This is a genomic window from Micromonospora sp. NPDC000207, assembly GCF_040300925.1.
Taxonomy (GTDB): Bacteria; Actinomycetota; Actinomycetes; order Mycobacteriales; family Micromonosporaceae; genus Micromonospora.
Genome location: NZ_JBEPEQ010000058.1, coordinates 1 through 21,378 on the forward strand (window position 1 = coordinate 1; position 21,378 = coordinate 21,378).

Here is a 21,378-nt window from a genome sequence, read left to right on the forward strand (position 1 = left end):
GGCGGGCCGACGACCGGCGTGGCGGTGACCGGTGGGCCGGTGACCGGCGGGGCGGTGACCGGCGGGGTGGCCCGCCCCGGTCCGCCCGACCGGCTGTGGACCGCCCCCGGTGGGTGGCGTACGAGGCCGTCGCCGCCGTGCACCGCGACGACGCGTTCGCCAACCTGGTGCTGCCGGCGATGCTGCGCGAGGCGGGACTGTTCGGCCGGGACGCCGCCTTCGCCACCGAACTGACCTACGGCACCCTGCGCCACCTGGGCACCCTGGACGCGATCCTGACCGCCGCCGCCGGACGGGACGTTGACCGCATCGACCCGCCGGTGCGCGACGCGTTGCGGATCGGCGCGTACCAACTCCTGCACACCCGGGTACCGGCGCACGCGGCGGTGTCGTCGACCGTCGATCTGGTCAAGACGGTCGGGGCGGGGGCGACCGGGTTCGCCAACGCGGTGCTGCGCGAGGTGGCCACCCGGGACGCCGACGCCTGGGCGGGGCAGCTCGCACCGGCCATGGACACCGACCCGATCGGGCACCTCGCGGTGACCTACAGCCACCCGCAGTGGATAGTCAGGTCGTTCGCCGAGGCCCTCGGGGGCGACCTGGGGGAGACCACCCGGCTGCTGATCGAGGACAATGTCCGCCCGCCGGTGCACCTGTGCGCCCGCCCCGGGCGGATCGACGCGGCGGACCTGGCCGACGAGGTCGGAGGGGCGCCGGGGGCCTTCTCACCGCACGCGGTCTACCTGCCCGGCGGGGCACCCGGTGACCTCCCGGCGGTCGCCCAGGGACTGGCGCACGTCCAGGACGAGGGCTCCCAGCTGGTCGCCGAGGCGCTGGTCGCCGCCGAACTGGACGGCCCGGACGCCCGGTGGCTCGACCTGTGCGCCGGCCCCGGAGGCAAGGCGGGCCTGCTCGGCGCGATCGCCGCGCAACGCAGTGCCCGGCTGACCGCCGTCGAGGTGGCCGAGCACCGCGCCCGGTTGGTCGCCGAGGCCACCCGGGGGCTCCCGGTGAATGTGCTGACCACCGACGGACGCACCGTCGGATCCGATCCGGACCTGCCGGAGGGGGAGTTCGACAGGGTCCTGGTCGACGCGCCCTGCACCGGCCTCGGTTCGCTGCGCCGGCGGCCCGAGTCGCGGTGGCGTCGGCAGCCGGGGGACCTGCCGCCGCTGACCAGGTTGCAGCGGGAACTGCTCACCGCCGGGATCCGGGCTCTCCGCCCGGGGGGAGTGGTGGCGTACGTGACCTGCTCTCCGCACACCGTGGAGACCCACGTGACGGTGACCGAGGCGGCCCGCCGGTGCGGTGTCCCGGTGGACTTCGTGGACGCCCGCCCGCTGCTGCCCGCCGGGATGCCGGGGCTCGGTGACGGGCCGACGGTGCAGCTCTGGCCGCACCGGCACGGCACTGACGCGATGTTCCTCGCCGTCCTGCGTCGCACCTGACCCCCGTACCCCAGTCACCTGTCGGCGACAGTCGCGCCCGTTCCGAATCCGGGACGGGCGCGACGCCGTCCACCCCCGGTGGCGTGACCCAAGAACCGGGGGTGATGCGGCCGGACGGAGGGCCGGTCAGATGACGGGCAGGCCGGTGGGGCCGGCGCCGCGCATGGAGCGGGTCAGCTTCCGGTCGTCGCTCCAGAGGAAGCACCGGATGCCCCGGTCGCCCTCCTCCCACTCCCGCTGCGACGGCGGATAGAAGATCGACCCCGTCCGGTACGACAGGTCGCTGTTGACGGGTACGGCGGCGAAGTTCGCGACCAGTTCCATGCACCGTCGGTGCACCTGGGCGTCGGCACGGCCGAACTCCTCCCAGGTCATGTCCTCCTCCTGGTAGACGCCGACGAACTCGGCGCGGTGCGGTTCGCTGCACAGGACCGGGGCCATGTAGTTGAGGTTGCCGCTGATCAGCTTCGGGTCGAAGCAGCTGTGGGAGAGGGGGGAGTCGCCGACCAGCGCGCCACGGAGGCTGCCGATCCGGTTGACCGGGCGGGCGTTGTCGATGCTGTCGGTCTCGGCGACGTCACACCGGTACCACCGGGCCCCGGCGCTCCACGCGGAGGTGGTCGGGACCGCGATGGTCAGGCTGAGCCGGGCCGAGCGCCAGTCCCCGCCGAGGACCTCCCGGACCCGCTTGTCGCACTCGGTCCGGGCGGTACGCAGCGCCGGTGACCCCGGATCGGGTCGGTTCTCGGCCCGTGCGGTCCGGCCGGTGAACGCCCCGACGTGCAGCGCCTCGGCCAGGTGGTTGCGGGTGCAGTCGACGGTCTCGTAGGTGCTCGCCTGCACCACCACCGTTATCCGGGGGAGGCAGACGCCGCTGGAGGGCACGAAGGGCTGGGGTGGTCTCAGCGCCGGCCAACCACCGGTGAGGTCACCGTCTGTGCCGGTGGGCTGAACGCACCCGCCGAGTAGTGTCACCATCGTGCCGGCCAGCGCCAGCGCGCCGAGCCACCGTCGCATCGTCTGCCCTTTCCCGGAGCTGACGGCCGGCTGCCGCGACCGGTACGGCCGTGCGCCGCCGGGCGTGCAGCATATGACACCGTCCCTGTTGGAGTGTTGCGGCGTTTCCCTCGATCGGCCAGTCACCGCTGCCCTTTCGTCCAGGAACGCCGACACCGGAGGGCAATCCTGTACCACCGGTCACATCTGGGTGACAACGGGTTCGAGGTGGTCCCGCGATGACGGCGGCCGGTGTCCGCATTCGTACACTGACCGGGTGACCGTACCGCCGCCGCTGATCATCGCCCCCAGCATCCTCGCCGCGAACTTCGCGCGCCTCGCCGAGGAGGTCCGCGCCGTCGAGGGCGCTGCGGACTGGGTGCACGTCGACGTCATGGACAACCACTTCGTGCCGAACCTGAGCATCGGCCTGCCGGTGGTGCAGAGTCTGCGGGCGGCGACCGAGATCCCCTTCGACGTCCACCTGATGATCAACGACCCGCATCGGTGGGCCCCCGGGTACGCCGACGCCGGAGCCCACAACGTCACCTTCCACGCCGAGGCGTGCGACGATCCGGTGGCGTTGGCCAAGGACCTGCGGGCGGCCGGGGCCAAGGCGGGGCTGGCCATCGACCGGGACACCCCGATCGAGCCGTACCTGGACCTGCTGCCCAGCTTCGACACGCTGCTGATCATGACGATCAAGGCCGGCTTCGGCGGGCAGCGGTTCCTCCCGCACCTGCTGGACAAGGTCCGGGCGGCCCGTCAGCACGTCTCCGCCGGGCACCTGGAGCTGCGGATCGAGGTCGACGGAGGGATCGCCGCCGACACCATCGAGCAGGCCGCGCAGGCCGGGGCGGACGCCTTCGTCGCCGGGACCGCCGTCTACGGGGCCGACGACCCCGCCGAGGCGGTCCGTAAGCTCCGTTCCCTGGCGCAGCGCGCTTACCGCGAGAACTGAGCGTGGACCAGGCCGACGACCGACCCGATCTGATCCTCGTCGTCGACGACGACGCGGACATCGCCCGTTTCGTCGAGTTCAACCTGAAACTGCACGGCTTCGAGGTGGTCCACGCCTCCGACGGGCAGGAGGCCCTCGAGGTCATCGAGGGCCGCCGCCCCGACCTGGCGGTGGTCGACCTGATGATGCCCCGGGTCGACGGCCTGGAACTGACCCGTCGCCTCCGCGCCAACCCGATGACCTCCGCCCTGCCGGTGATCATGCTGACGGCCAAGGGGATGACTGTGGACAAGGTCCACGGACTCGCCGCCGGTGCCGACGACTACCTGGTCAAGCCCTTCGACACCGCCGAACTGGTGGCCCGGGTCTCCGCCACCCTGCGGCGTAACAAGGAGGCCCGGGAGGTCTCCCCGCTGACCGGCCTGCCCGGCAACAGCCGGATCCGCCGGGAGATCCGCGACCGGATCCGCACCGGTGCCGACTACGTCGTCGGGTACGTCGACATCGACAGGTTCAAGAGCGTCAACGACCGGTACGGCTTCGTCCGGGGCGACGAGTTCATCTCCACCCTGGCCCGGAGCCTGCACCGGGCGGTGGTCTCGGTGGGCCGCCCCCCGGCCTTCCTCGGTCACGTCGGCGGCGACGACTTCGTGATCATTTGTAGCCCCGAGCAGATCCGCCCCCTGACCTCCCGCGCGGTCGTCGACTTCGAGAACGCCGCCGACCAGCTCTACGACCCCACCGACCGGGAACGGGGCTTCGTCGAGTTGAAGGACCGCCGGGGCAACACCCGCCGCGCCGCCCTGGTCACCCTCTCGATCGGCGTGTCGCTGTCCGACTCCACCAAACGGATCACCGACCCCCTCGCCGCGATCGCGGTGGCCTCCGAGATGAAGTCGGTGGCCAAGGGGCAGCCCGGGTCGTACGTCGCCGTGGACCGCCGCCGCAGCCTGTGAGGAAGCACGCGGGAATAGCGACATCGAGACGTTGGCGTGTAAGACTTCCTGAGGTACCCACCACGCGCTGGCGGGACTCGGTGTGATTCCGAACCGGCGGTGATCCACGGCCCGGCCGTGGTAAGCCCGCGACCCGGTCGGCCTCGGCTGCCCGGTGGACCTGGTGAGAATCCGGGGCCGACGGTTGAGGACGGCCTCGCCGCCCTCAGACAGTCCGGATGGGAGACAGCGCGCGGGACGGATGGGCTTCGTGCTGGCCGCGGCCTGGCCACCGCACGGGGTCCCCTCGGGTTCGGCTCTGCCGTTCCCGTTCGTCGCCGCCTGCCTCACCCGCCTGCGCACCACCGGCGAACGAGAGGCAGAAGCAGACGATGACCGGGGTCTCCGTCGACGAGGCGATGCGTCGCGCGATCGAACTGGCCGCGCGGGGGCTCGGCACGACAAGCCCCAACCCGCTGGTCGGCTGTGTCCTGCTCGACGCCGACGGCCGCGTCGTCGGAGAGGGTTTCCACGCGTACGCCGGTGGCCCGCACGCCGAGATCGTCGCCCTGGCGCAGGCGGGGGAACAGGCCCGGGGCGGCACCGCAGTGGTCACCCTGGAACCCTGCGACCACACCGGCCGCACCGGCCCCTGCAGCGTCGCCCTGACCAACGCGGGGGTGACCCGGGTGGTGATCGCCGTACCCGATCCCGACCCGGTCGCCACCGGCGGCGGGGACACCCTGCGGGCCGCCGGAATCCGGGTGGACGTCGGGATCCGCCGGGAGGAGGCCGAGGCGGGCAACATCGCCTGGCTCACCTCCGTACGCCGGGGTCGGCCCTACGTGATCTGGAAGTACGCCGCGACCCTCGACGGCCGGGCCGCCGCCGCCGACGGAACCAGCATGTGGATCACCTCCGAGGCGGCCCGGATCGACGTGCACGCCCTGCGGGGCACCGTCGACGCGGTCATCGCCGGGGTGGGCACCGTCCTCGCCGACGACCCCCGGCTCACCGCCCGTAACCTGCGCGACGGCAGCCTCGCCATCCGACAGCCCCTGCGGGTCGTGGTGGACTCGGCGGGCCGGACCCCGCCGGACGCGAAGGTCCGCGACGGTGCCGCCCGCACCTGGATCGCCACCGCCGAGGAGGTCGGCGCGGACGCCGACGGTCGGGTCGACCTGTCCGCCCTGCTGGCCGCCCTGCACGCCCGGGGCGTCCGGGCCGCGCTGCTGGAGGGCGGCCCCCGACTGGCCGGGGCCTTCCTCGCCGCCGGCCTGGTCGACCGGGTGGTCGGCTACCTCGCGCCCCGACTGCTCGGCGCAGGACCGACAGCACTCGTCGACGCCGGGGTCACCACCATCACCGAGGCGATCGACCTGGACGTGACCGACGTCTGTCAGATCGGCCCCGACCTGCGGATCACTGCGGTACCCCGGAAGAGGGAGAGCTGACATGTTCACCGGCATCGTCGAGGAACTGGGTGAGATCGTCCGAACCACCCCCACCGGTGACGACTCGGCGCTGTTCGCCGTCCGCGGCCCGGTGGTCACCACCGACGCCCGCCACGGCGACTCCATCGCTGTCAACGGGGTCTGCCTGACAGTGGTGGAGGTCGTCGACGGCGACGTCTTCACCGCCGACGTGATGGGGGAGACGTTGCGCCGCAGCGCCCTCGGCGGGCTGCGCCCCGGCGACCCGGTCAACCTGGAACGGGCCGCCGCCCTCGGGTCCCGCCTCGGCGGTCACCTGGTCCAGGGACACGTCGACGGCGTCGGCCAGGTGGTCGCCCGGGAACCGGCCGCCCAGTGGGAGACCGTCCGGTTCCGCCTCCCCGACACCCTCTCCCGGTACGTCGTCGAGAAGGGCTCCGTCACCGTCGACGGGGTGTCCCTGACGGTCGCCGACGTCGGGGACGACTGGTTCACCGTCGGACTGATCCCCACCACCCTCGCCCTGACCACCCTCGGCACCCGGCGGGTCGGCGACCCGGTCAACCTGGAGGTCGACGTCCTGGCCAAGTACGTCGAACGCCTGCTCGGCCCGCGCCTGCCCACCCCGCACGCCTGATGGACCGTCGATCGACTCGAAAGGCCGTGACATGTTCGAGCACGCGGAGTTCGGCACCATCGACCAGGCGCTGGCCGACATCGCCGCCGGACGGCCCGTCGTCGTCGTCGACGACGCCGACCGGGAGAACGAGGGCGACCTGATCTTCGCCGCCGAACTGGCCACCCCGGAGCTGGTGGCGTTCATGGTCCGGTGGACCTCCGGGTACGTCTGCGTCCCCCTCACCGAGGACGAGTGCGACAGGCTCGACCTTCCCCCGATGCACCACGTCAACCAGGACCGGCGCAGTACCGCATACACGGTGACCGTGGACGCCCGGGAGGGGGTGAGCACCGGGATCTCCGCAGCCGACCGGGCCCACACCATCCGACTCCTCGCCGACCCGGCGACCAGCCCGACCGACCTGGCCCGCCCCGGGCACGTGGTGCCGCTGCGCGCCCGCCCCGGCGGGGTGCTGCGCCGCCCCGGGCACACCGAGGCCGCCGTCGACCTGACCCGGATGGCCGGGCTCCGCCCGGCCGGGGCGATCTGCGAACTGGTCAACGACGACGGCACCATGATGCGCCTGCCGGAGCTGGAGAAGTTCTGCGCCGAACACACCCTCACCCTGATCAGCATCGCCGACCTGATCGCCTACCGGCGACGTACCGAGAAGCAGGTGGAACTGGTCGCGGACGCCCGGATGCCCACCGAGCACGGGGTGTTCCGGGCCCTGGGGTACCGCGCGGAGCACGACCCGGCCGAGCACGTCGCGATGGTCTACGGCGACCTCGGCGACGGTCGGGACGTGCTGGTCCGGGTGCACTCCGAGTGCCTCACCGGCGACGTGTTCGGCTCGCTGCGCTGTGACTGCGGCCCCCAACTCGACGCCGCCCTGGCCCGGGTCGCCGCCGAGGGTCGGGGAGTGGTCCTCTACCTGCGCGGCCATGAGGGGCGCGGGATCGGGCTGCTGCACAAACTCCGCGCCTACCAGTTGCAGGACGCCGGTCGGGACACCGTCGACGCCAACCTCGACCTGGGGCTCCCCGCCGACGCCCGGGACTACGGCACCGGCGCGCAGATCCTGGCCGACCTGGGAATCCGTTCGATGCGGCTGCTCACCAACAACCCGGCGAAGCGGGCCGGTCTGGAAGGCTACGGCCTGACCGTCACTGGCCGGGAGAGCCTGCCGATCCGCCCCCACCCGGAGAACGTCCGCTACCTGCGCACCAAGCGGGACCGGATGGGCCACCTCCTTGACGACCTTGACGACGTACCGGCCGGTCGGCGTGCCACCGGCGACGAGATCGGAGCATGATCATGGCAGGTTTCGGAGAACCCGGAGTGGACGCGGTCGACGCCGCCGGCCTGACCGTCGGGGTGGTCGCCGCCCGCTGGCACGGCGACCTCACCGACCACATGCTCGACCGCGCCGTCGCCGCCGCCGAGGCGTGCGGCGCCCGGACCGTCGTGGCCCGGGTCGCGGGCTCGGTGGAGCTCCCGGTGGTAGCCCAGGCCCTCGCCCGTCGCTGTGACGTCGTGGTCGCCCTCGGCGTCGTGGTACGCGGTGCGACAGCCCACTTCGACTACGTCTGCCAATCGGTCACCGACGGCCTGACCCGGGTGGCCCTGGACGAGGGGAAGCCTGTCGCCCACGGCGTCCTCACCGTCGACACCATCGACCAGGCCCGCGACCGGGCCGGACTCCCCGGGTCCGCCGAGGACAAGGGCTGGGCGGCCACGGTGGCCGCCCTCGACGCCGCCCTGGCCATCCGCAGCGTGGGCGCGGCGGGCGCCCACCGGGTCGGCTTCACCGGCTGAGGGCCGCCCACTCCTGTCTCCGCACGATGCCCCGCTCCTTCACCGTGTGCCGGGCCGGATCGTGGTTTCGAAACGCAGGAATGTTCTAGAATCGCACACGTGACAGTGAGTGACAGCGTGTCCATGGGCAGGCGCATCGCCGAGGCGAGGAGCCGTAGCGGTCTCACCCAGGCTGATCTCGCTTCGGCCATCTCGCTGGACCGCTCGGTCCTCGCCAAGATCGAAAACGGTGGGCGTCGAGTCTCTGCGCTCGAACTGGCCCGGATCGCGACCACTCTCGGTGAACGGATCGAGTGGTTCGTGATGGAAACGCCGCCAGCGATCGTTTCCCATCGGAACCTTGAGGAACCGGGAGCGGAGAGCCCCACCATTGACCGGGCGATCGAGAGGGTCGCGTTCAACGTCGAGTTCGCCTCGCAGCGTGACGAACGATGGGTCACACGGTCGATCGACACGCTGCCACGGCCTCGGAACTCCGACGAGGCCGAAGCCTCGTCGGTTACTGCCCGAAGCCTGCTCAAGCTGGACGAAGTCGCGCCGCTCGTGGACGTCGCCCGCAACTTCTCCGACCTCGGTCTCTTGGTCTTCGCCTTCGACCTGGGCCGCGACGCAGCCGATGCGGCTTCCGTCCTTCTCGACCGTGGCGGGGTGGCGGTTGTCAACGGTCACCTGCACGTCGGTAGGCGGAGGCTCGCTGCGGCACACGAACTCGGCCATTTCCTCTTCGCGGACGAGTACTCGGTTGACTGGCGAGTCTCCGACTGGGGGGACGACAACGCGTGGGAAGCACGGCTTGACCGCTTCGCTCGCGCCCTCCTGCTTCCAGCAACAGGTCTCAGGCGAATGTGGGCCGACCTGGAGGCGCGCGGCGACGACCTACGAGCAAAGTGTGTCAAAGTGGGCAGCGCATTCAGGGTCGACATGTCCACCCTGGCCCGCCGCCTCGTCGAGATCGGGATGATTGCACAGTCCGAGGGTCGGCAGGTTCGTGCGATACGAACAACTCGTGCGGACATCGTGGAATTCAACCTGGTCGTCCCCGACGATCTCGCGGCACCGTACCTCCCGAGGTCGTACGAAGAGTCGGTGCTGAGGATCTACCGCCACGAAATGATCTCGCCGGCACGCGCCACTGATCTTCTCTTCGACACCTGGAGCGAGGAGGACCTGCCGGTTCTGCCCAACCTGCCGGAGAGTGCCATATGGAACCTCGTGTAGGTGATGGGAACAATGCCCGGGCCGAAGGGGTGCCCGGTAGTGTCCTCGTCTTCGACACAAGCCCCTTGGCGCACTTCGCCCGGCAGAACTGGCTCGGCGTTCTGAAAGCCGTGGTCGGTGATCGGCTGGCACTGGTGCCTGATGTCGTGGTGGACGAGTTGCAGCAGATGAGCCTGATGGACAATCGAGTCAAGGCCGCCCTCGACGCGGATTGGGTCGAGCGCCGAGAGCTCCGGACATCCGAAGAGATCCTGGCTTTTGCGAAGTTCGCTGCGCTGCTGGTGAAAGGTGAACGGAACAAGGGTGAGGCGGGAGTCCTCGCCCTTGCCTCAGTGGTCGGTGGAGTCGCTGTAGTCGATGACGGGGCGGGTAGAAGGGCGGCGCGCGAGAATGGGATCCCCCTCAAACCGACCCTGGCACTCCTGTGCGATGCCATAAGGCAGGATCTACTGACAGTGAAGCTGGTGAGCGCGCTCGCCGACGACCTGTTGGTAAGCCAGTACCGGTTGCCGTTCCCAGCTGGGGGATTCGAGAGTTGGGCCACTGAGCAGGGGCTCTGCTGAGTGACCCAAGGTGAGTCAGCTGCGGCCTGTCGCTGCGAGAGCTGTGCCCGGCCGTCCTTAGCTGGACGCCTCAGCTGCCCATCGACTGCCGGTGGTTGACCGCCGCCCACTCCTGTCGGGTCAGCTGATGGTCGGGCGCCTCTTGGCTCGGGCGCGGTCGGGGTGGCGGGGCAGCGCGGAGTGGATACTGTCGATATACCCTGAGTAGTTGTGGGCCGTCGTTCGCGGCCAGCGGCGTGCAACCCGACCTGATTCCGGGAGCCTTCACTGCGACCGCCTCCTCATTTGGTCAGCGCCTCCAAGGCCTGCTTCGGGAGGCAGGCGTCAGCTATCGGGCGCTCGCCGCGCGGACCTACTACAGCAAGAGTTACCTGCATGACCTGGCGAGCGGTCGAAAGACCCCGAATCGGAAGGCCGCTGTGCGGTTGGACGCCGCGCTGAACGCCGGGGGTGCACTGGCCGCCCTCGCCACGGAGTCGGGCGTCGGTGACCGGTCGATCTTCGACCACCGCGAGGAGTGGCAGCGCTGCGACGCCGAACGGTCGGCGGATGTCCTCGTCTCGCGGGAACCGACGGCAGGCGACGCCAGGGTTCTGGCGCATCAGTGGCTGGTCGCCGAACCACCGCAACGGTACGAACTCGCGGCAGGAAGGCGTGTCGGGGCGGGCACGGTCGACCGAGTCGAGCAGCGGGTGCGGCAGCTTCGCCGCCTGGACGACCACGTCGGTGGTGCCGAGACGTACGCGGTGGTCAGCGCCGAGCTGGACGCGACCGCTGGGCTCCTGCGGGAGGGCAGCCACTCCGAGAGGGTGACCCGGAGGCTGCTCGTCACGATCGCGGACCTGTGTCAGCTTGCGGGGTTCGTCGCCGAGGACGCCGGGCGGGTGGGGGAGGCTCGCCGGTACTACCTTGCCGGTATGCGGGCGGCGCACGCCGGTGGTGACGCCGCTGCTGCGGCGAACTGCTTGAGCACCCTGTCCTACCTCGAAGCCAACCTGGGTGACCGCCGGGAAGCAGTCATGTTGGCCCGGTCGGCCTATTCCGGAGGGCGGCACGCGGCCGAGGCGACCGGTCGGAGCCTCCTGCTGGAGCGGGTCGCCTGGGCGCACGCCCGACTCGGTGAGGTGGGTCCTGCCGAACGGGCACTCGGCGCTGTCGAGGACGAGTACGCGAGCCGCGACCCCGAGTCCGCGCCGTCGTGGGCGTACTGGCTGACTCCCGACGAAGTGGAGATCATGACCGGCCGGGTGTGGACGGAACTTCACCGGCCCCTGCGTGCCGTGCCGATCCTGGAAAGGGTGATCGCTGCGTACGGTGATCGCACGCCCCGGGAGACGTCGCTGTACCTGACCTGGCTCGCCGAGGGGTACCTCCAGGCGGGAGAGGCCGAACACGCGGCGGACACGGCCGGGCGGGCGCTGGCCATGGCACGCCGAGTCCACTCCCACAGGGCGGTCGCCCGGGTGGCCGAACTACAGCGACTGTTGAAGGTCCTCCCGCGCCTTCACAAGGTGTGATCGAGGCGTCTGAACCGGGTTGACTCGAAGATCGCTGCGACCCTTTCGGGTCCCGCCGCTGGCTGTGCCTTGTCGGCTACTTCTGCGGGAGCCCTGTGACGTACACGCCCTTGCCTTGGCGCCCGTCGATGAGGCCTTCGGCCTTGAGGAGCAACATCGAGGACCGGATGACCGTGTTGCTCACCTCGTACTGCTGACACAAGGCAGCGAAGGAGGGCAGCTTGTCGCCCGGTTTGAGCTGGCCGGAGGCGATCTGCTCACGGATGTCGCGAGCAACTTGCAGGTAGGCGGCTTCAGACATCGGTGGTGCTCTCAGAACGGGACTTGGTGGCTGTCATGTCTTCCGCCGTCGCCAGGTGGTGAGCCGGCAGCCAGATATATCGGGGTCTTTTGATGCCGTGCGGCAAGCGCAGCCCGGACGCGCGGGGAGACATTGCTTGGAAGATGCTGCTCGGCCTCCTCTGCAGTGAAGAACGCGATGTCTTCCAATTCCTGCCGGGCAAGGTTGACCTCGCTCAGGCCGGCCAAGCTCCCACAGTCAAGAGTGAAGCTGATGAGCGATCGTGGTCGCTGTCCAGCGGGCGGTGCCCAGTCGACTACGAGTAGCGTCCCCACCATCACATCGATACCGATTTCTTCCCGCACCTCGCGGACGCAGGCTTGGTGGGGATACTCGCCCTCCTCGACGTAACCACCAGGGAAGGTCCAGTGGTCGCGGTAGGTGGGTTTTACGAGAAGAATCCTGCCGGTTGCGTCGGTGATCCAGGCTGATGCAGCGGCGTGGAAAGCGGACAAGTTGGCATACCAGACTTCGGGCTCCGTCCAGGTCACGCTGAAGACGGTAGTCGACCCTTCGGGGCCAAGGACGACCTGTCAGGCAGGTGAGGTGCCTTCCGCCGTCAGGCACTGCAGGACTTCGTCGACGCGACGGACTGTTCGGTGAGGACTGAGGTGAGCGCACAACTCGCGGATCCGGCTGGTTACCCGGGCAGAGTTCACCTGCGGGGCGAGCACCGCCAGATCGTTCCCCCAGGTGCAAGCCGAATCGATGTCACCCGCGTGGGCGTGCGTCGTTGCTATCAGGGCGGTGTGCAGCGCCCTTGTGCGGCTGTTGGTGGCATCCAAGGCCATCGCGTCGACCGCGTGTCTTAGGGCCTGCCGGTGCAGACCGAGGTCGCCGAGGCAACGAATTGCAGCACCGGCCAGGTGAGCGGGGCCGAAGTACGTGGCCCAGGATGGGTTGTCGTCGGTCACGGTCTGGTTGAGGGCTCGCTCGGCCTTGGAGAGCGCCTTCTGACAAGCGCGCCGATCGCCAACTCGCCCGTAGGCGCTGGCAGCGGTGCTGTACAGCCGGGCACGAATGGTCGGGGTAGGTAGACCGACTCCGTCGATGGCTGCCTCGGCAAGCCTGATGGCGTCTTGTGCGTGGCCGAGGTGGATGGCCTGAGTGGCGAGGTTCGCGAGCAGATGGGCGCCGTAGTGGCGGTCGTCGGCTGCTTTTGCGAGGCGCAGGGCGATCGTGACGTGGTGTTGAGCGACCCCGTGGTCGCCTGCGTCGTAGCACATGAAGGCGAGTTGGCCGGAGAGGACGGCGGCGGCACGCATGAGGTGGCGTCCTGTGCGGTCGGTATACGTACCCTTCAGCATCGGGCTGACCTGATGAGAGAGAAAGTCGGCCATCATCACCCGAGTGCGGGCGGATCCGCCGCCGTGACGACGGTCGAGGTCGGTGAAGCTTTCGGCCACGACGTGCAGCGACTTGATGTCCGCCATCGTCACCGGTCGCTTCCCGGCGTGGTCGGCTGCGTGGTCGGTTCCGTCGTACCGCCATGCCAGCGCGGCTTGCAGGGCGATTCCAGGTTGGAACGCTGCGACAGAGTGACCGCTGATCTGCCGTGACAGCTCAAACCATGCTCGGTCGGCGGTGTCGATCATCTGGCTGATCGAGGTGGGGTACGCACCCTGGCTGCTGACGTACCTGGTGGTGAAGCCTAATTCGGTGGCCTGGACCGGGCGACCGAGCTTCCGGGCGAGTATCTCCGTCATGGCGACCTGGACCTGCTCGGCCGGGCGGCGTCCTCGGAGCCACCAGTAGACGCTCGCGGCATCGTAACGCCAGGCCCCGAAGGCACGGCCAGCGTGATTGACCTGCCGGGCAAAGGCTCCGTGGCCGCCGTCGGTGTAGCCCGCGGAGAGTAGAAGCCCTTCGAATTCGATGTTCGTGACGGGCCGCACCATGCCCTGCCTCCCTGGAAGAAAAAGATTACCGCCGGTGACGATTCTAGGGCTTGGGTTGGTCCTGGACTGACCCGCGCAACCCCACGCAACCCTGTTTAGTCGTGCACAGCCCCACGCAATCTTGGGAAAGTGCACACAACTCCGCACACGACTCGCCTTCTGGCGAGCCAATGAGTCGGTCGGCTCTCCTTGTGCTGTGACCCGGGATAGGTCCGAATCTGCTCACCTCGCGGCAGGGAGAAGGTCGATGTGGAGTTTGTCAGCTGGGGTGTCCCAATGACTCGGAGAGTGGTTAGTGGGACTGAGGCGATGAATGGTTACGCCAAAGATCAAATTCGGGTTGCTCAGGAAATGCTCTCAGCGCACCAACTTTCGAGCTTGAGCCTCTGTCTCTGTGGTCGACTCCACCCCTGTGACGTCCGGACCAGGGCTCTTGACCAGCGAGACCACTATCAGCGGCTCCTCGGTGAACGCCGATGAGCTTGTACAGCAACGAATCCGGGCGCGGTGAGCTGCCGATCGGGCGGCGGGTGGCGCAGTGGCGGGTACGGCGGCGGTTGACGCAGCAGGTGTTCGCGGATCGCCTTGGCAAGTCGAAGAGCTGGGTGGACAAGGTCGAGCGGGGCGTACGGGCGCTGGACCGGTACTCGGTGATCGAGGAGATCGCCGAGGTGCTGCGGGTCGACGCGGTGGTGCTGCTCGGCCGGGACGCCGCGATGGTGTCGGTGTCGAGCATCGGATCGGGCCTGGACGGGGTGGAGCGGCTCCATGCCGCTCTGACCAGCTACGAGGTGTTCCGGACCGGGGCGGAACCTGTTCCGGTTCCGCCAGCCGAGCTGGACCGACACGTGGGGCACGCCGTGTTGACGTACCAGCATGCGCACTATGCGCTCCTGGTCCGGACGCTGCCGGGCCTGCTCGACGCCGCCCGACGACTCCACCGCGTCGACCCGGCTCGGGGCGCGGAGCTGCTGGTGCGGTCGTACCGGATCGTCTCTCTGTCGGCGGTGAAGCTGGGAGAGCCGGAACTGGCCTGGCTGGCGGCGGACCGGGCGGTGGCAGTGGCGGGCACCGACCCCGGGTTGGCGGCGACGGCGGTGGTGCCGCTCGCGCAGGCGTTACGGGCCTCGGGCCGGGACCGGCTGGCGTGGACGGCGACGGTGGCCGTCGCGTGCCGGAGCGAGATCGGTGGTTCGGTGGCCGGGGCGCTGCTGGTGCAGGCCGGGTTGGCCGCCGCCGGGTGCGGCGACCGGCGGGCGGTCACCGAGCTGCTCGACCAGGCGGCGGCGACGCTCGTAGGCGGCCACGGTCGGCGGATCGACGTCGGGCCGGTGGAGGTCGAGGTGGCCCGGGTGGTGGCGGTGGCCGTGCTGGGGGACGCGGGGAGGCGGTACACCGGCACGAACAGGTGGTCAGGCGGGACGGGTGGCGGGGACTACCGGCCGAGCACCGGGGCGCGTACCTGCTCGACGTCGCGCGGGCATACCTCCAGATCGGGGACCCGGTGGGAGCGGGGCGAGTGCTGATGGAGGCGGACCGGGTCGCTCCGGCGGAGGTACGGTGCCGACCGACGGCGCGTACGGTGATCGCCGAGGTGGCGCGGGGCGACCCGGCCGCGTCGGACGTGGCCCGGCTGGCGACCCTGGTCGGCCTGACCCGGTGACCGCGCCGTTCCGGTCGGCGGCCCAGATCCGCAACCGGTTGATCCTGTCCGCCCGGTGGATCCTGCGCGACCACCGGCCCGCCCCGGACGGTCGGTGCCCGGTCTGCCGGGTGTCGGACTGCCGGACGGCCACCGCTGCCCGCGACTATGAGGACTTCCTGGTGGAACTCAAGCGGGAGGACGGTAGGTGAGTGGTGGCCTGAGTCTCAGGTGCCGGGGAGGTTGTCCCGGACCCACCCGGCGAGGAGTCGGGCGCAGTCGTCGACCGATGCCTGCCAGGTCCGGTCCGCGCCCTCCCCGGCACCGTCGCTGACCTGCTTGACCAGCCGGACCGGGACGCCGAAGTGGTGGGCGGTGGCGGCCACGGCGTAGCCCTCCATGTCCACCAGGTCTGCCTGGGCGGCCAACCGGTCCCGGGCGTCGTCGTCGGCGATGAACTGGTCGCCGGTGGCCAGCACCGGGCCGGAGTCGGCGAGGGCGAGCGGGGCACCGACGGTCTGCCCGGTGAGGGTACGGAGCAGCTCGGTGTCGAGGTCGTGTTGCAGGACGCGGCTGACCTCGTGGACCCCGGTGTTGCCGGGGCGCAGCGCGCCCGCCGTACCGAGGTTGATCACCGAGGCGGGTAGCGGACCCCGGGCCAGGGCTGTGGCCAGGGCGATCGCAGCGTTGACCTTGCCCATCCCGGTGAGTAGCACCGGCAGGTCGGTGTCGAGGTGGGCGGCCTCCTCGGCGAGGGCCAGGACGAGGAGCGGGCGGTGTGGACTGATCGTTCCCCGGAGATCCATCGCGCGATGGTAGCCGTCCTGCCCCGTCCGACGGGACCCCGTGCAGAGTGAGCTGATCTTCTTCCTGTCGTCACCGTCGGGGCCGCAGTCCGGGCGTCAGAGCCGGCCGGCCTCGATGATGCGGGCCAGGAACTGCTGGGTGCGGGGCTGGGTGGGGCAGCCGAAGACCTGTTCCGGCGGGCCGGACTCGACCACCCGGCCGCCGTCGAGGAAACAGACCTGGTCGGCGACGTCCCGGGCGAAGGTCATCTCGTGGGTGGCGAGGACCATCGTCATCCCCTCGGACTTCAGGCCCCGGATCATGGTGAGCACCTCCCCGACCAGCTCCGGGTCGAGCGCCGAGGTCACCTCGTCGAGCAGCAGCAGACGCGGGCGGTTGGCCAGCGCCCGGACGATCGCCACCCGCTGCTGCTGGCCGCCGGAGAGCCGATCCGGGTACGCCAGGGCCTTCGCCCCCAATCCCACCCGGTCCAGCAGTTCCCGGGCCTGCGCCTCCGCCTCGGCCCGGGGCCGCCGGTGCACCTGACGCGGGGCGAGTGTGACGTTGTCCAGCACGCTCAGGTGCGGGAAGAGGTTGTACGACTGGAACACCAGCCCGATGCGGCGGCGTACCCGGTCCGGGTCGACCCCGGGGGCGGAGATCTCCTCCCCGTCCAACTCGATCACGCCGTCGTCGAGTTCCTCCAGGAGGTTGACGCAGCGCAGCAGTGTCGACTTGCCCGAACCGGACGCCCCGATCAACGCCACCACCTGGTGTTCGGCCACCGTCAGGTCGAGCCGGTCGAGGATCGGCTGCCCCCCGAAGACCTTGCGCAACCCCCGGCACCGCAACACTGCCACTGTCACCCTCCCGACTGGCGGCGGGCCGCCCGTAGGGTCACCTGGTCGGTGACCGCGATCAGTGGCACGGCGAGCAGCACGAACAACACCCCGGCCACGACGTACGGGGTGTAGTTGAAGGTCTGGGCGGTGGCGATCTGCGCGGCGCGTACCGCGTCGATCGGCCCGGCCAGGGAGACCAGCCCGACGTCCTTCTGCAACGCCACCACGTCGTTGAGCAGCGGCGGGGCCACCCGGCGGACGGCCTGGGGGAGGACCACGTGCCGCATGGTCTGCCGGTGGGTCAACCCGAGGGACCGGGCCGCAGCGAGTTGACTGGGGTGCACCGACTCGATGCCGGCCCGGAACACCTCGGCCAGGTATCCGCCGTAGGTGAGCACCAGCGCCAGCCCGCCGAGGACCAGCACCGGTGGCATCCCCTGCAACCGCAGGCCCGGCACGCCGAGGGTGAGGACGTACAACACGATGATCAGGGGGAGTCCCCGGAACGCGTACGTGTACCCGGCGGCGAGCCCCCGGATCGGGAAGAAGACCGGCCCCCGCAGCGTCCGCAGCACCGCCACGAGCAGCCCGAGCAGCAGCGCGCCGACCGCGCAGCAGACCAGCAGCCGGAGGTTGAGCCAGAGCCCGGCCAGCACCTCCGGCAGGGCGTCCCGGGCGATCTGCGGGTCGAGGAAGGAGTCGCGGACCCGGGACCACCCGGGCGCCCCGGTGACAGCGACCGCCAGGAGCGTGCCGATCGCCGCCGTGGAGGCGGCGGCGACCAGCACGCTGAGGACCGTCTGTCGACGCCGGTACGCGTCGCGGGCCTGCTGGGCCGGGGAGGGGGAGTACCCCGAGGCGCTCACCCTCACCTGAGCTCGGGTGCTCCGGCCTCCTCGGCCAGCCACCTCTGCTCCAGTTGCTTGAAGAAGCCCTCGTTGGTGAGCTTCCCGACGGCGTCGCTGACGCAACCGGTCAGCGGTGAGTTCTTGTCGAGCAGCAACCCGAACGCCTCGGGGGAGCCGACCTGGGGAAGCTGTCCCACGACGACGGCGTCCTCGATCTCCGACGAGGTGATCTGGAAGGCGGTGGGCAGGTCGACGACGAGCCCGTCGAGCTGACCGTTCTGGAGAGCCTTCTTGGCGTCGTCGTTGCTGTTGTAGACCTGCGGCTTCACAGTCGGTGCGACGACGTCGGTGATCGCCTGGTAGCTGGTCGTCCCGACCTGGGCACCGAGCCGGGCGCCCCGCAGGTCGGCCAGGGACGTCTTCCCGGCGATCTTCGAGGACTTCAACGCGATCACCGTCTGCCGCACCAGGTAGTACGGCGCGGAGAAGTCGACGGCCTGCTTGCGCTCCTCGGTGATGGAGAACTGGTTGATGTCGAAGTCGAACTCCTTCGGCCCGGGGGCGATGGCGCTGTCGAACTTCACCCGGGTCCAGGTCACCTCCGCAGGGGTGTAGCCGAGCTTCCCGGCGACCGCGTACGCCACGGCGGCCTCGAACCCCTCACCGTTGTCGGGCTTGTCGTCGACGAACCACGGCTGGTACGCGGGTTGGTCGGTGGCGATGGTGAGGGTGCCCGGCGTACGGGTCGGCAGGTCCTCCTTGACACAGGACGCGGAGGTGGCGGGGGCGGGGGCGACAGTCGAATCCTGCTGCGGGGAGCAGCCGGTGATCGAGGCGAGGACGACACCGGCGACGGTGAGCGCGGTGACACGGGGGATGCGAACCATGGCGATCAGCGTAGAGGCATATCTAGATGTCTCAGTAGATCTTCCCGTCATCTCGATGGGGAATCCTGGTCGCCGGTCCCGCTCACCCCGTTCGCGACGGTCGACCGGGTCGGCGCGAGGGCGCTCCCGGCCGACCGTCCGTCGACGGTGCGGGCCGACGGACCCGAACGGGTCAGGACGCGATCTGAATCTTCCGCCCGATCCCGGCCCGGAACTGGGCCATCGCCTCGGCGTAGCTGTCCAGGGGGAACCGGTGGCTGATGAAGACCGACGGGTCGAGCACCCCGGCGGCGAAGAGGTCGGCGGCGCGCTCGAAGCTGTGCAGCACCGCCATCGACCCGGTGACGGTGATCTCCTTGTTGTAGATCCGGTACGGCTCGATCCCCGCCCGGGTCTTGTACTCCGAGACACCGAACTGGAGGAACGTCCCGGCCGGGGCGACCCGACCCAGGCCGTCCTCGATGGCCGCCTGCACACCCGTGCAGTCGATCACCACGTCCCAGCCGCGCGGCCGGTCCAGCTCGTCGGCACCGGCGGCGGAGGCCGAACACCCCAGCTGTACGGCGGTGGCCAACCTGTCGGCGTTCGGGTCGACGATGCTCACCGTCGCCGCCCCGCACCGCTTGGCCAGCTCCATCATCATCAGGCCCATCGTCCCCGACCCGTAGATCAGGTAGTGGTCGGCCAGCCGTCGGGGCAGGACGTCGAACCCCCGTACCGCGCAGGAGAGCGGCTCGATCAGCGCGGCGTCGGCGGGGTTCATCCCCTCGGGGAGCACCACGCAGTTGCGGACCGGGGCGACGGCGTACTCGGCGGCCCCACCGGAGACGGTGACGCCGATGGCGTTCCACCGCTCGCACATGTTGCCCCGACCCCGACGGCACTGGTAGCACTCCTGGCAGTGCAGGGACGGGTCGACAGCGACCGGGTCACCGACCCGGACCTCGGTGACGTCGGCGCCGACGGCGACGACGGTGCCCGCGAACTCGTGCCCCGGCACGATCGGGTACGCCGGGGCGAACTCCCCGTCCATGATGTGCAGGTCGGTGCCGCAGATCCCGCACCCGGCCACCTCGACGACCACGTCACGGGGGCCGGGCGTGGGGTCCGGGACGGACTCGACGCTGATCTGCCCCGGCGTGGCGATGACTGCTGCCTTCACTTGACCGCTCCCTCGAAAGTCCTCAGAACCAGGTTGTTGCCGGGCTGTCCCGCCCGCCGCTCACACGCGCAGCACGACCGGCCCGAGCAGGGAGTAGCGGTGTGCCTCGGAGGCCGGGAGTCCGGTGTCGGTGACGACGGTGTCGACGTCGGCCACGTCGGCGAACCGGCAGAAGCTGCTGCCACCGAACTTGGTGTGCACCCCGGCGAAGACCACCCGCCGGGAGACCGCGACGACCTGGGACTTGACCGCTGCCACGGCGGGGTCGGGGGTGGTGAGCCCGTGCTTGCGGGAGACGCCGTTCGCCCCGAGGTAGGCCAGGTCGATGACGAAGCTGGCGAGCATTCCGGTGGCCCAGTGGTCGACGGTGGCCAGGGTGCGTCCCCGTACCCGCCCGCCGAGCAGCACGACGGTGATCGTCGGGTGGGGGGCCAGGATCGCCGCCGTGTGCAGGGAGGCGGTCACCACTGTCAGTGGGCGGTGGGTGGGCAGCGCCTCGGCGATCAACTGCGGGGTGTAGCCCTCGTCGAGGTAGATCGACTCGGCGTCGCCGAGGTGCTCCACGGCGGCGGTGGCGATCCGCCGCTTCTCCACTGTCATCCGGGCCGACCGGGTCTCCAGGGCGGTCTCGAAACGGGCACTCTCCACCGGGTAAGCGCCCCCGTGGGTCCGGCGGACCAGGCCCTGCTGGGCCAGCAGGCTCAGGTCGCGTCGGATCGTCTCCGCCGCGACGTCCAGATCGACGGCGAGCTGCCTGACGTCGACGTCGCCCTGCCGGCGGGCCATGGTGAGGATGTGCTGGCGTCGCTGCGTCGCATCCACTGTGCACCTCCCGACGGCCTCGTGTTTCTCGTTTGTAACACCGTCCGGGCGGCTCCGACCCGAACGTCTACGCGCAGATCAGGTGGATTCGGTGCCCGAGACCAGCCCATCAAATGATCACATAAGCCGCCGACATGCTGACTTCGGTGCCCGTTTCTCCGCCCTGGCCGCCCGTTTCGCGCCCGCCATGCCCACTCGGGCATCCCTGTTCGCCCGGATCCGGCCGGTCGGCCGCCGCGTACCCGGGGGTGTCGACCCGCCCCCACCGCGACTGTGACCACCAGGTGACCCGGTCACGGACCCGGTGTACGGGGTCGGTTCCCGGCTGGAACAATCGCGGCGTGAAGACGTTCGAGGAGTTGTTCGCCGAGCTGCAGGCCAAGGCCGCCGCCGGCACCCCGGGCTCCGGCACGGTGGCCGCCCTGGACAAGGGGGTCCACTTCATCGGCAAGAAGGTCGTCGAGGAGGCCGCCGAGTCCTGGATGGCGGCCGAGCACGAGGGCCCCGAACGGGCCGCCGAGGAGATCTCCCAGCTGCTCTACCAGGCCCAGGTGCTGATGCTCGCCACCGGTCTCGAACTCAAGGACGTCTACCGACATCTGTGAGTGCCCCGCCGCCGGATTCAGACCCGATCGAAGGAGCA

Annotated in this window: 24 protein-coding genes and 1 riboswitch; of the genes, 14 read left to right on the forward strand and 10 right to left on the reverse strand. The window is 70.2% G+C overall.

From position 1 onward, the window contains the following. A partial coding sequence (locus ABT336_RS15935; protein WP_350897353.1) for an RsmB/NOP family class I SAM-dependent RNA methyltransferase occupies positions 1 to 1,448 on the forward strand: 1,448 nt, incomplete at its 5' end. Positions 1,449 to 1,574: 126 nt separating this feature from the next. On the opposite strand, the gene ABT336_RS15940 is transcribed toward ABT336_RS15935, so the two are convergent. After that, positions 1,575 to 2,465, reverse strand: coding sequence for a septum formation family protein (locus ABT336_RS15940; protein WP_350897354.1), 891 nt, complete (start codon positions 2,463 to 2,465; stop codon positions 1,575 to 1,577). Between the two features lie 256 nt (positions 2,466 to 2,721). Between ABT336_RS15940 and rpe the strand changes: the two genes are divergently transcribed. The 9 genes from rpe (at position 2,722) to ABT336_RS15985 (ending at position 11,508) form a co-directional block, all read left to right on the forward strand. Beyond that, positions 2,722 to 3,405 carry a ribulose-phosphate 3-epimerase gene (rpe, locus tag ABT336_RS15945; protein WP_350897355.1) on the forward strand — a complete coding sequence of 228 codons (684 nt, stop codon included), beginning with the start codon at positions 2,722 to 2,724 and terminating at the stop codon, positions 3,403 to 3,405. Between the two features lie 2 nt (positions 3,406 to 3,407). Then, the gene (locus ABT336_RS15950) at positions 3,408 to 4,361 is read left to right on the forward strand and encodes a response regulator (protein ID WP_350897356.1); all 954 of its coding nucleotides are present in this window, start codon (positions 3,408 to 3,410) and stop codon (positions 4,359 to 4,361) included. Between the two features lie 62 nt (positions 4,362 to 4,423). Next, positions 4,424 to 4,595: riboswitch (FMN riboswitch) on the forward strand. Between the two features lie 137 nt (positions 4,596 to 4,732). Next, entirely contained in the window at positions 4,733 to 5,794 is a 1,062-nt protein-coding gene (ribD, locus tag ABT336_RS15955) for a bifunctional diaminohydroxyphosphoribosylaminopyrimidine deaminase/5-amino-6-(5-phosphoribosylamino)uracil reductase RibD (RefSeq protein ID WP_350897357.1), read from the forward strand. Position 5,795: 1 nt separating this feature from the next. Then, complete coding sequence (locus tag ABT336_RS15960; RefSeq protein WP_350897358.1) at positions 5,796 to 6,410, forward strand: riboflavin synthase; 615 nt, start codon at positions 5,796 to 5,798, stop codon at positions 6,408 to 6,410. Between the two features lie 31 nt (positions 6,411 to 6,441). Then, positions 6,442 to 7,707 (forward strand): bifunctional 3,4-dihydroxy-2-butanone-4-phosphate synthase/GTP cyclohydrolase II, encoded by a 1,266-nt coding sequence (locus tag ABT336_RS15965; protein WP_350897359.1) that lies wholly within the window; start codon positions 6,442 to 6,444, stop codon positions 7,705 to 7,707. Between the two features lie 2 nt (positions 7,708 to 7,709). Further along, positions 7,710 to 8,210 (forward strand): 6,7-dimethyl-8-ribityllumazine synthase, encoded by a 501-nt coding sequence (gene ribH, locus ABT336_RS15970; RefSeq protein WP_350897360.1) that lies wholly within the window; start codon positions 7,710 to 7,712, stop codon positions 8,208 to 8,210. A gap of 105 nt (positions 8,211 to 8,315) precedes the next feature. After that, the gene (locus ABT336_RS15975) at positions 8,316 to 9,428 is read left to right on the forward strand and encodes a helix-turn-helix domain-containing protein (RefSeq protein WP_350897361.1); all 1,113 of its coding nucleotides are present in this window, start codon (positions 8,316 to 8,318) and stop codon (positions 9,426 to 9,428) included. Further along, positions 9,413 to 9,991 (forward strand): PIN domain-containing protein, encoded by a 579-nt coding sequence (locus tag ABT336_RS15980; RefSeq protein WP_502891188.1) that lies wholly within the window; start codon positions 9,413 to 9,415, stop codon positions 9,989 to 9,991. The genes ABT336_RS15975 and ABT336_RS15980 overlap by 16 nt, the downstream gene beginning before the upstream one ends. 236 nt (positions 9,992 to 10,227) lie before the next feature. Beyond that, positions 10,228 to 11,508 (forward strand): helix-turn-helix domain-containing protein, encoded by a 1,281-nt coding sequence (locus ABT336_RS15985; protein ID WP_350897363.1) that lies wholly within the window; start codon positions 10,228 to 10,230, stop codon positions 11,506 to 11,508. A 76-nt stretch (positions 11,509 to 11,584) separates the two neighbouring features. Here ABT336_RS15985 and ABT336_RS15990 read toward each other — a convergent pair whose 3' ends face one another. Genes ABT336_RS15990 through ABT336_RS16000 form a run of 3 tightly spaced genes read right to left on the reverse strand, consistent with a single transcriptional unit; the run spans position 11,585 to position 13,746 of the window. Beyond that, complete coding sequence (locus tag ABT336_RS15990) at positions 11,585 to 11,809, reverse strand: winged helix-turn-helix domain-containing protein (RefSeq protein ID WP_350897364.1); 225 nt, start codon at positions 11,807 to 11,809, stop codon at positions 11,585 to 11,587. An 11-nt stretch (positions 11,810 to 11,820) separates the two neighbouring features. Then, complete coding sequence (locus ABT336_RS15995) at positions 11,821 to 12,339, reverse strand: NUDIX domain-containing protein (protein WP_350897365.1); 519 nt, start codon at positions 12,337 to 12,339, stop codon at positions 11,821 to 11,823. Between the two features lie 42 nt (positions 12,340 to 12,381). Further along, positions 12,382 to 13,746: an NsdA family TPR-like regulatory protein gene (locus ABT336_RS16000; RefSeq protein WP_350897366.1), complete on the reverse strand. Its 1,365-nt coding sequence runs from the start codon at positions 13,744 to 13,746 to the stop codon at positions 12,382 to 12,384. Between the two features lie 476 nt (positions 13,747 to 14,222). Between ABT336_RS16000 and ABT336_RS16005 the strand changes: the two genes are divergently transcribed. Genes ABT336_RS16005 through ABT336_RS16015 form a run of 3 tightly spaced genes read left to right on the forward strand, consistent with a single transcriptional unit; the run spans position 14,223 to position 15,600 of the window. Continuing rightward, positions 14,223 to 15,272, forward strand: a complete 1,050-nt coding sequence (locus ABT336_RS16005; RefSeq protein WP_350897367.1) for a helix-turn-helix domain-containing protein — start codon at positions 14,223 to 14,225, stop codon at positions 15,270 to 15,272. Beyond that, positions 15,266 to 15,409, forward strand: coding sequence for a hypothetical protein (locus tag ABT336_RS16010; protein WP_350897368.1), 144 nt, complete (start codon positions 15,266 to 15,268; stop codon positions 15,407 to 15,409). Before ABT336_RS16005 ends, ABT336_RS16010 begins: the two co-directional genes overlap by 7 nt. Then, positions 15,406 to 15,600 (forward strand): hypothetical protein, encoded by a 195-nt coding sequence (locus tag ABT336_RS16015; RefSeq protein ID WP_350897369.1) that lies wholly within the window; start codon positions 15,406 to 15,408, stop codon positions 15,598 to 15,600. Before ABT336_RS16010 ends, ABT336_RS16015 begins: the two co-directional genes overlap by 4 nt. Positions 15,601 to 15,615: 15 nt before the next feature. Here the strand turns inward: ABT336_RS16015 and ABT336_RS16020 are convergent, their stop codons facing one another. The 6 genes from ABT336_RS16020 to ABT336_RS16045 form a co-directional block, all read right to left on the reverse strand. Further along, positions 15,616 to 16,194, reverse strand: coding sequence for a nucleosidase (locus ABT336_RS16020; RefSeq protein WP_350897370.1), 579 nt, complete (start codon positions 16,192 to 16,194; stop codon positions 15,616 to 15,618). 96 nt (positions 16,195 to 16,290) lie between these two features. Next, positions 16,291 to 17,034: an amino acid ABC transporter ATP-binding protein gene (locus ABT336_RS16025; protein ID WP_350897371.1), complete on the reverse strand. Its 744-nt coding sequence runs from the start codon at positions 17,032 to 17,034 to the stop codon at positions 16,291 to 16,293. A 2-nt stretch (positions 17,035 to 17,036) separates the two neighbouring features. After that, complete coding sequence (locus ABT336_RS16030; protein ID WP_350897372.1) at positions 17,037 to 17,882, reverse strand: amino acid ABC transporter permease; 846 nt, start codon at positions 17,880 to 17,882, stop codon at positions 17,037 to 17,039. A gap of 2 nt (positions 17,883 to 17,884) precedes the next feature. After that, entirely contained in the window at positions 17,885 to 18,751 is an 867-nt protein-coding gene (locus tag ABT336_RS16035) for an ABC transporter substrate-binding protein (protein WP_350897373.1), read from the reverse strand. A 172-nt stretch (positions 18,752 to 18,923) separates the two neighbouring features. Next, entirely contained in the window at positions 18,924 to 19,913 is a 990-nt protein-coding gene (locus ABT336_RS16040; RefSeq protein ID WP_350897374.1) for a zinc-dependent alcohol dehydrogenase family protein, read from the reverse strand. A gap of 60 nt (positions 19,914 to 19,973) precedes the next feature. Continuing rightward, positions 19,974 to 20,735: a DeoR/GlpR family DNA-binding transcription regulator gene (locus ABT336_RS16045; RefSeq protein WP_350897375.1), complete on the reverse strand. Its 762-nt coding sequence runs from the start codon at positions 20,733 to 20,735 to the stop codon at positions 19,974 to 19,976. A 341-nt stretch (positions 20,736 to 21,076) separates the two neighbouring features. Between ABT336_RS16045 and ABT336_RS16050 the strand changes: the two genes are divergently transcribed. Beyond that, positions 21,077 to 21,340: a phosphoribosyl-ATP diphosphatase gene (locus ABT336_RS16050; protein WP_350897376.1), complete on the forward strand. Its 264-nt coding sequence runs from the start codon at positions 21,077 to 21,079 to the stop codon at positions 21,338 to 21,340. The last annotated feature ends 38 nt before the right edge of the window (positions 21,341 to 21,378 follow it).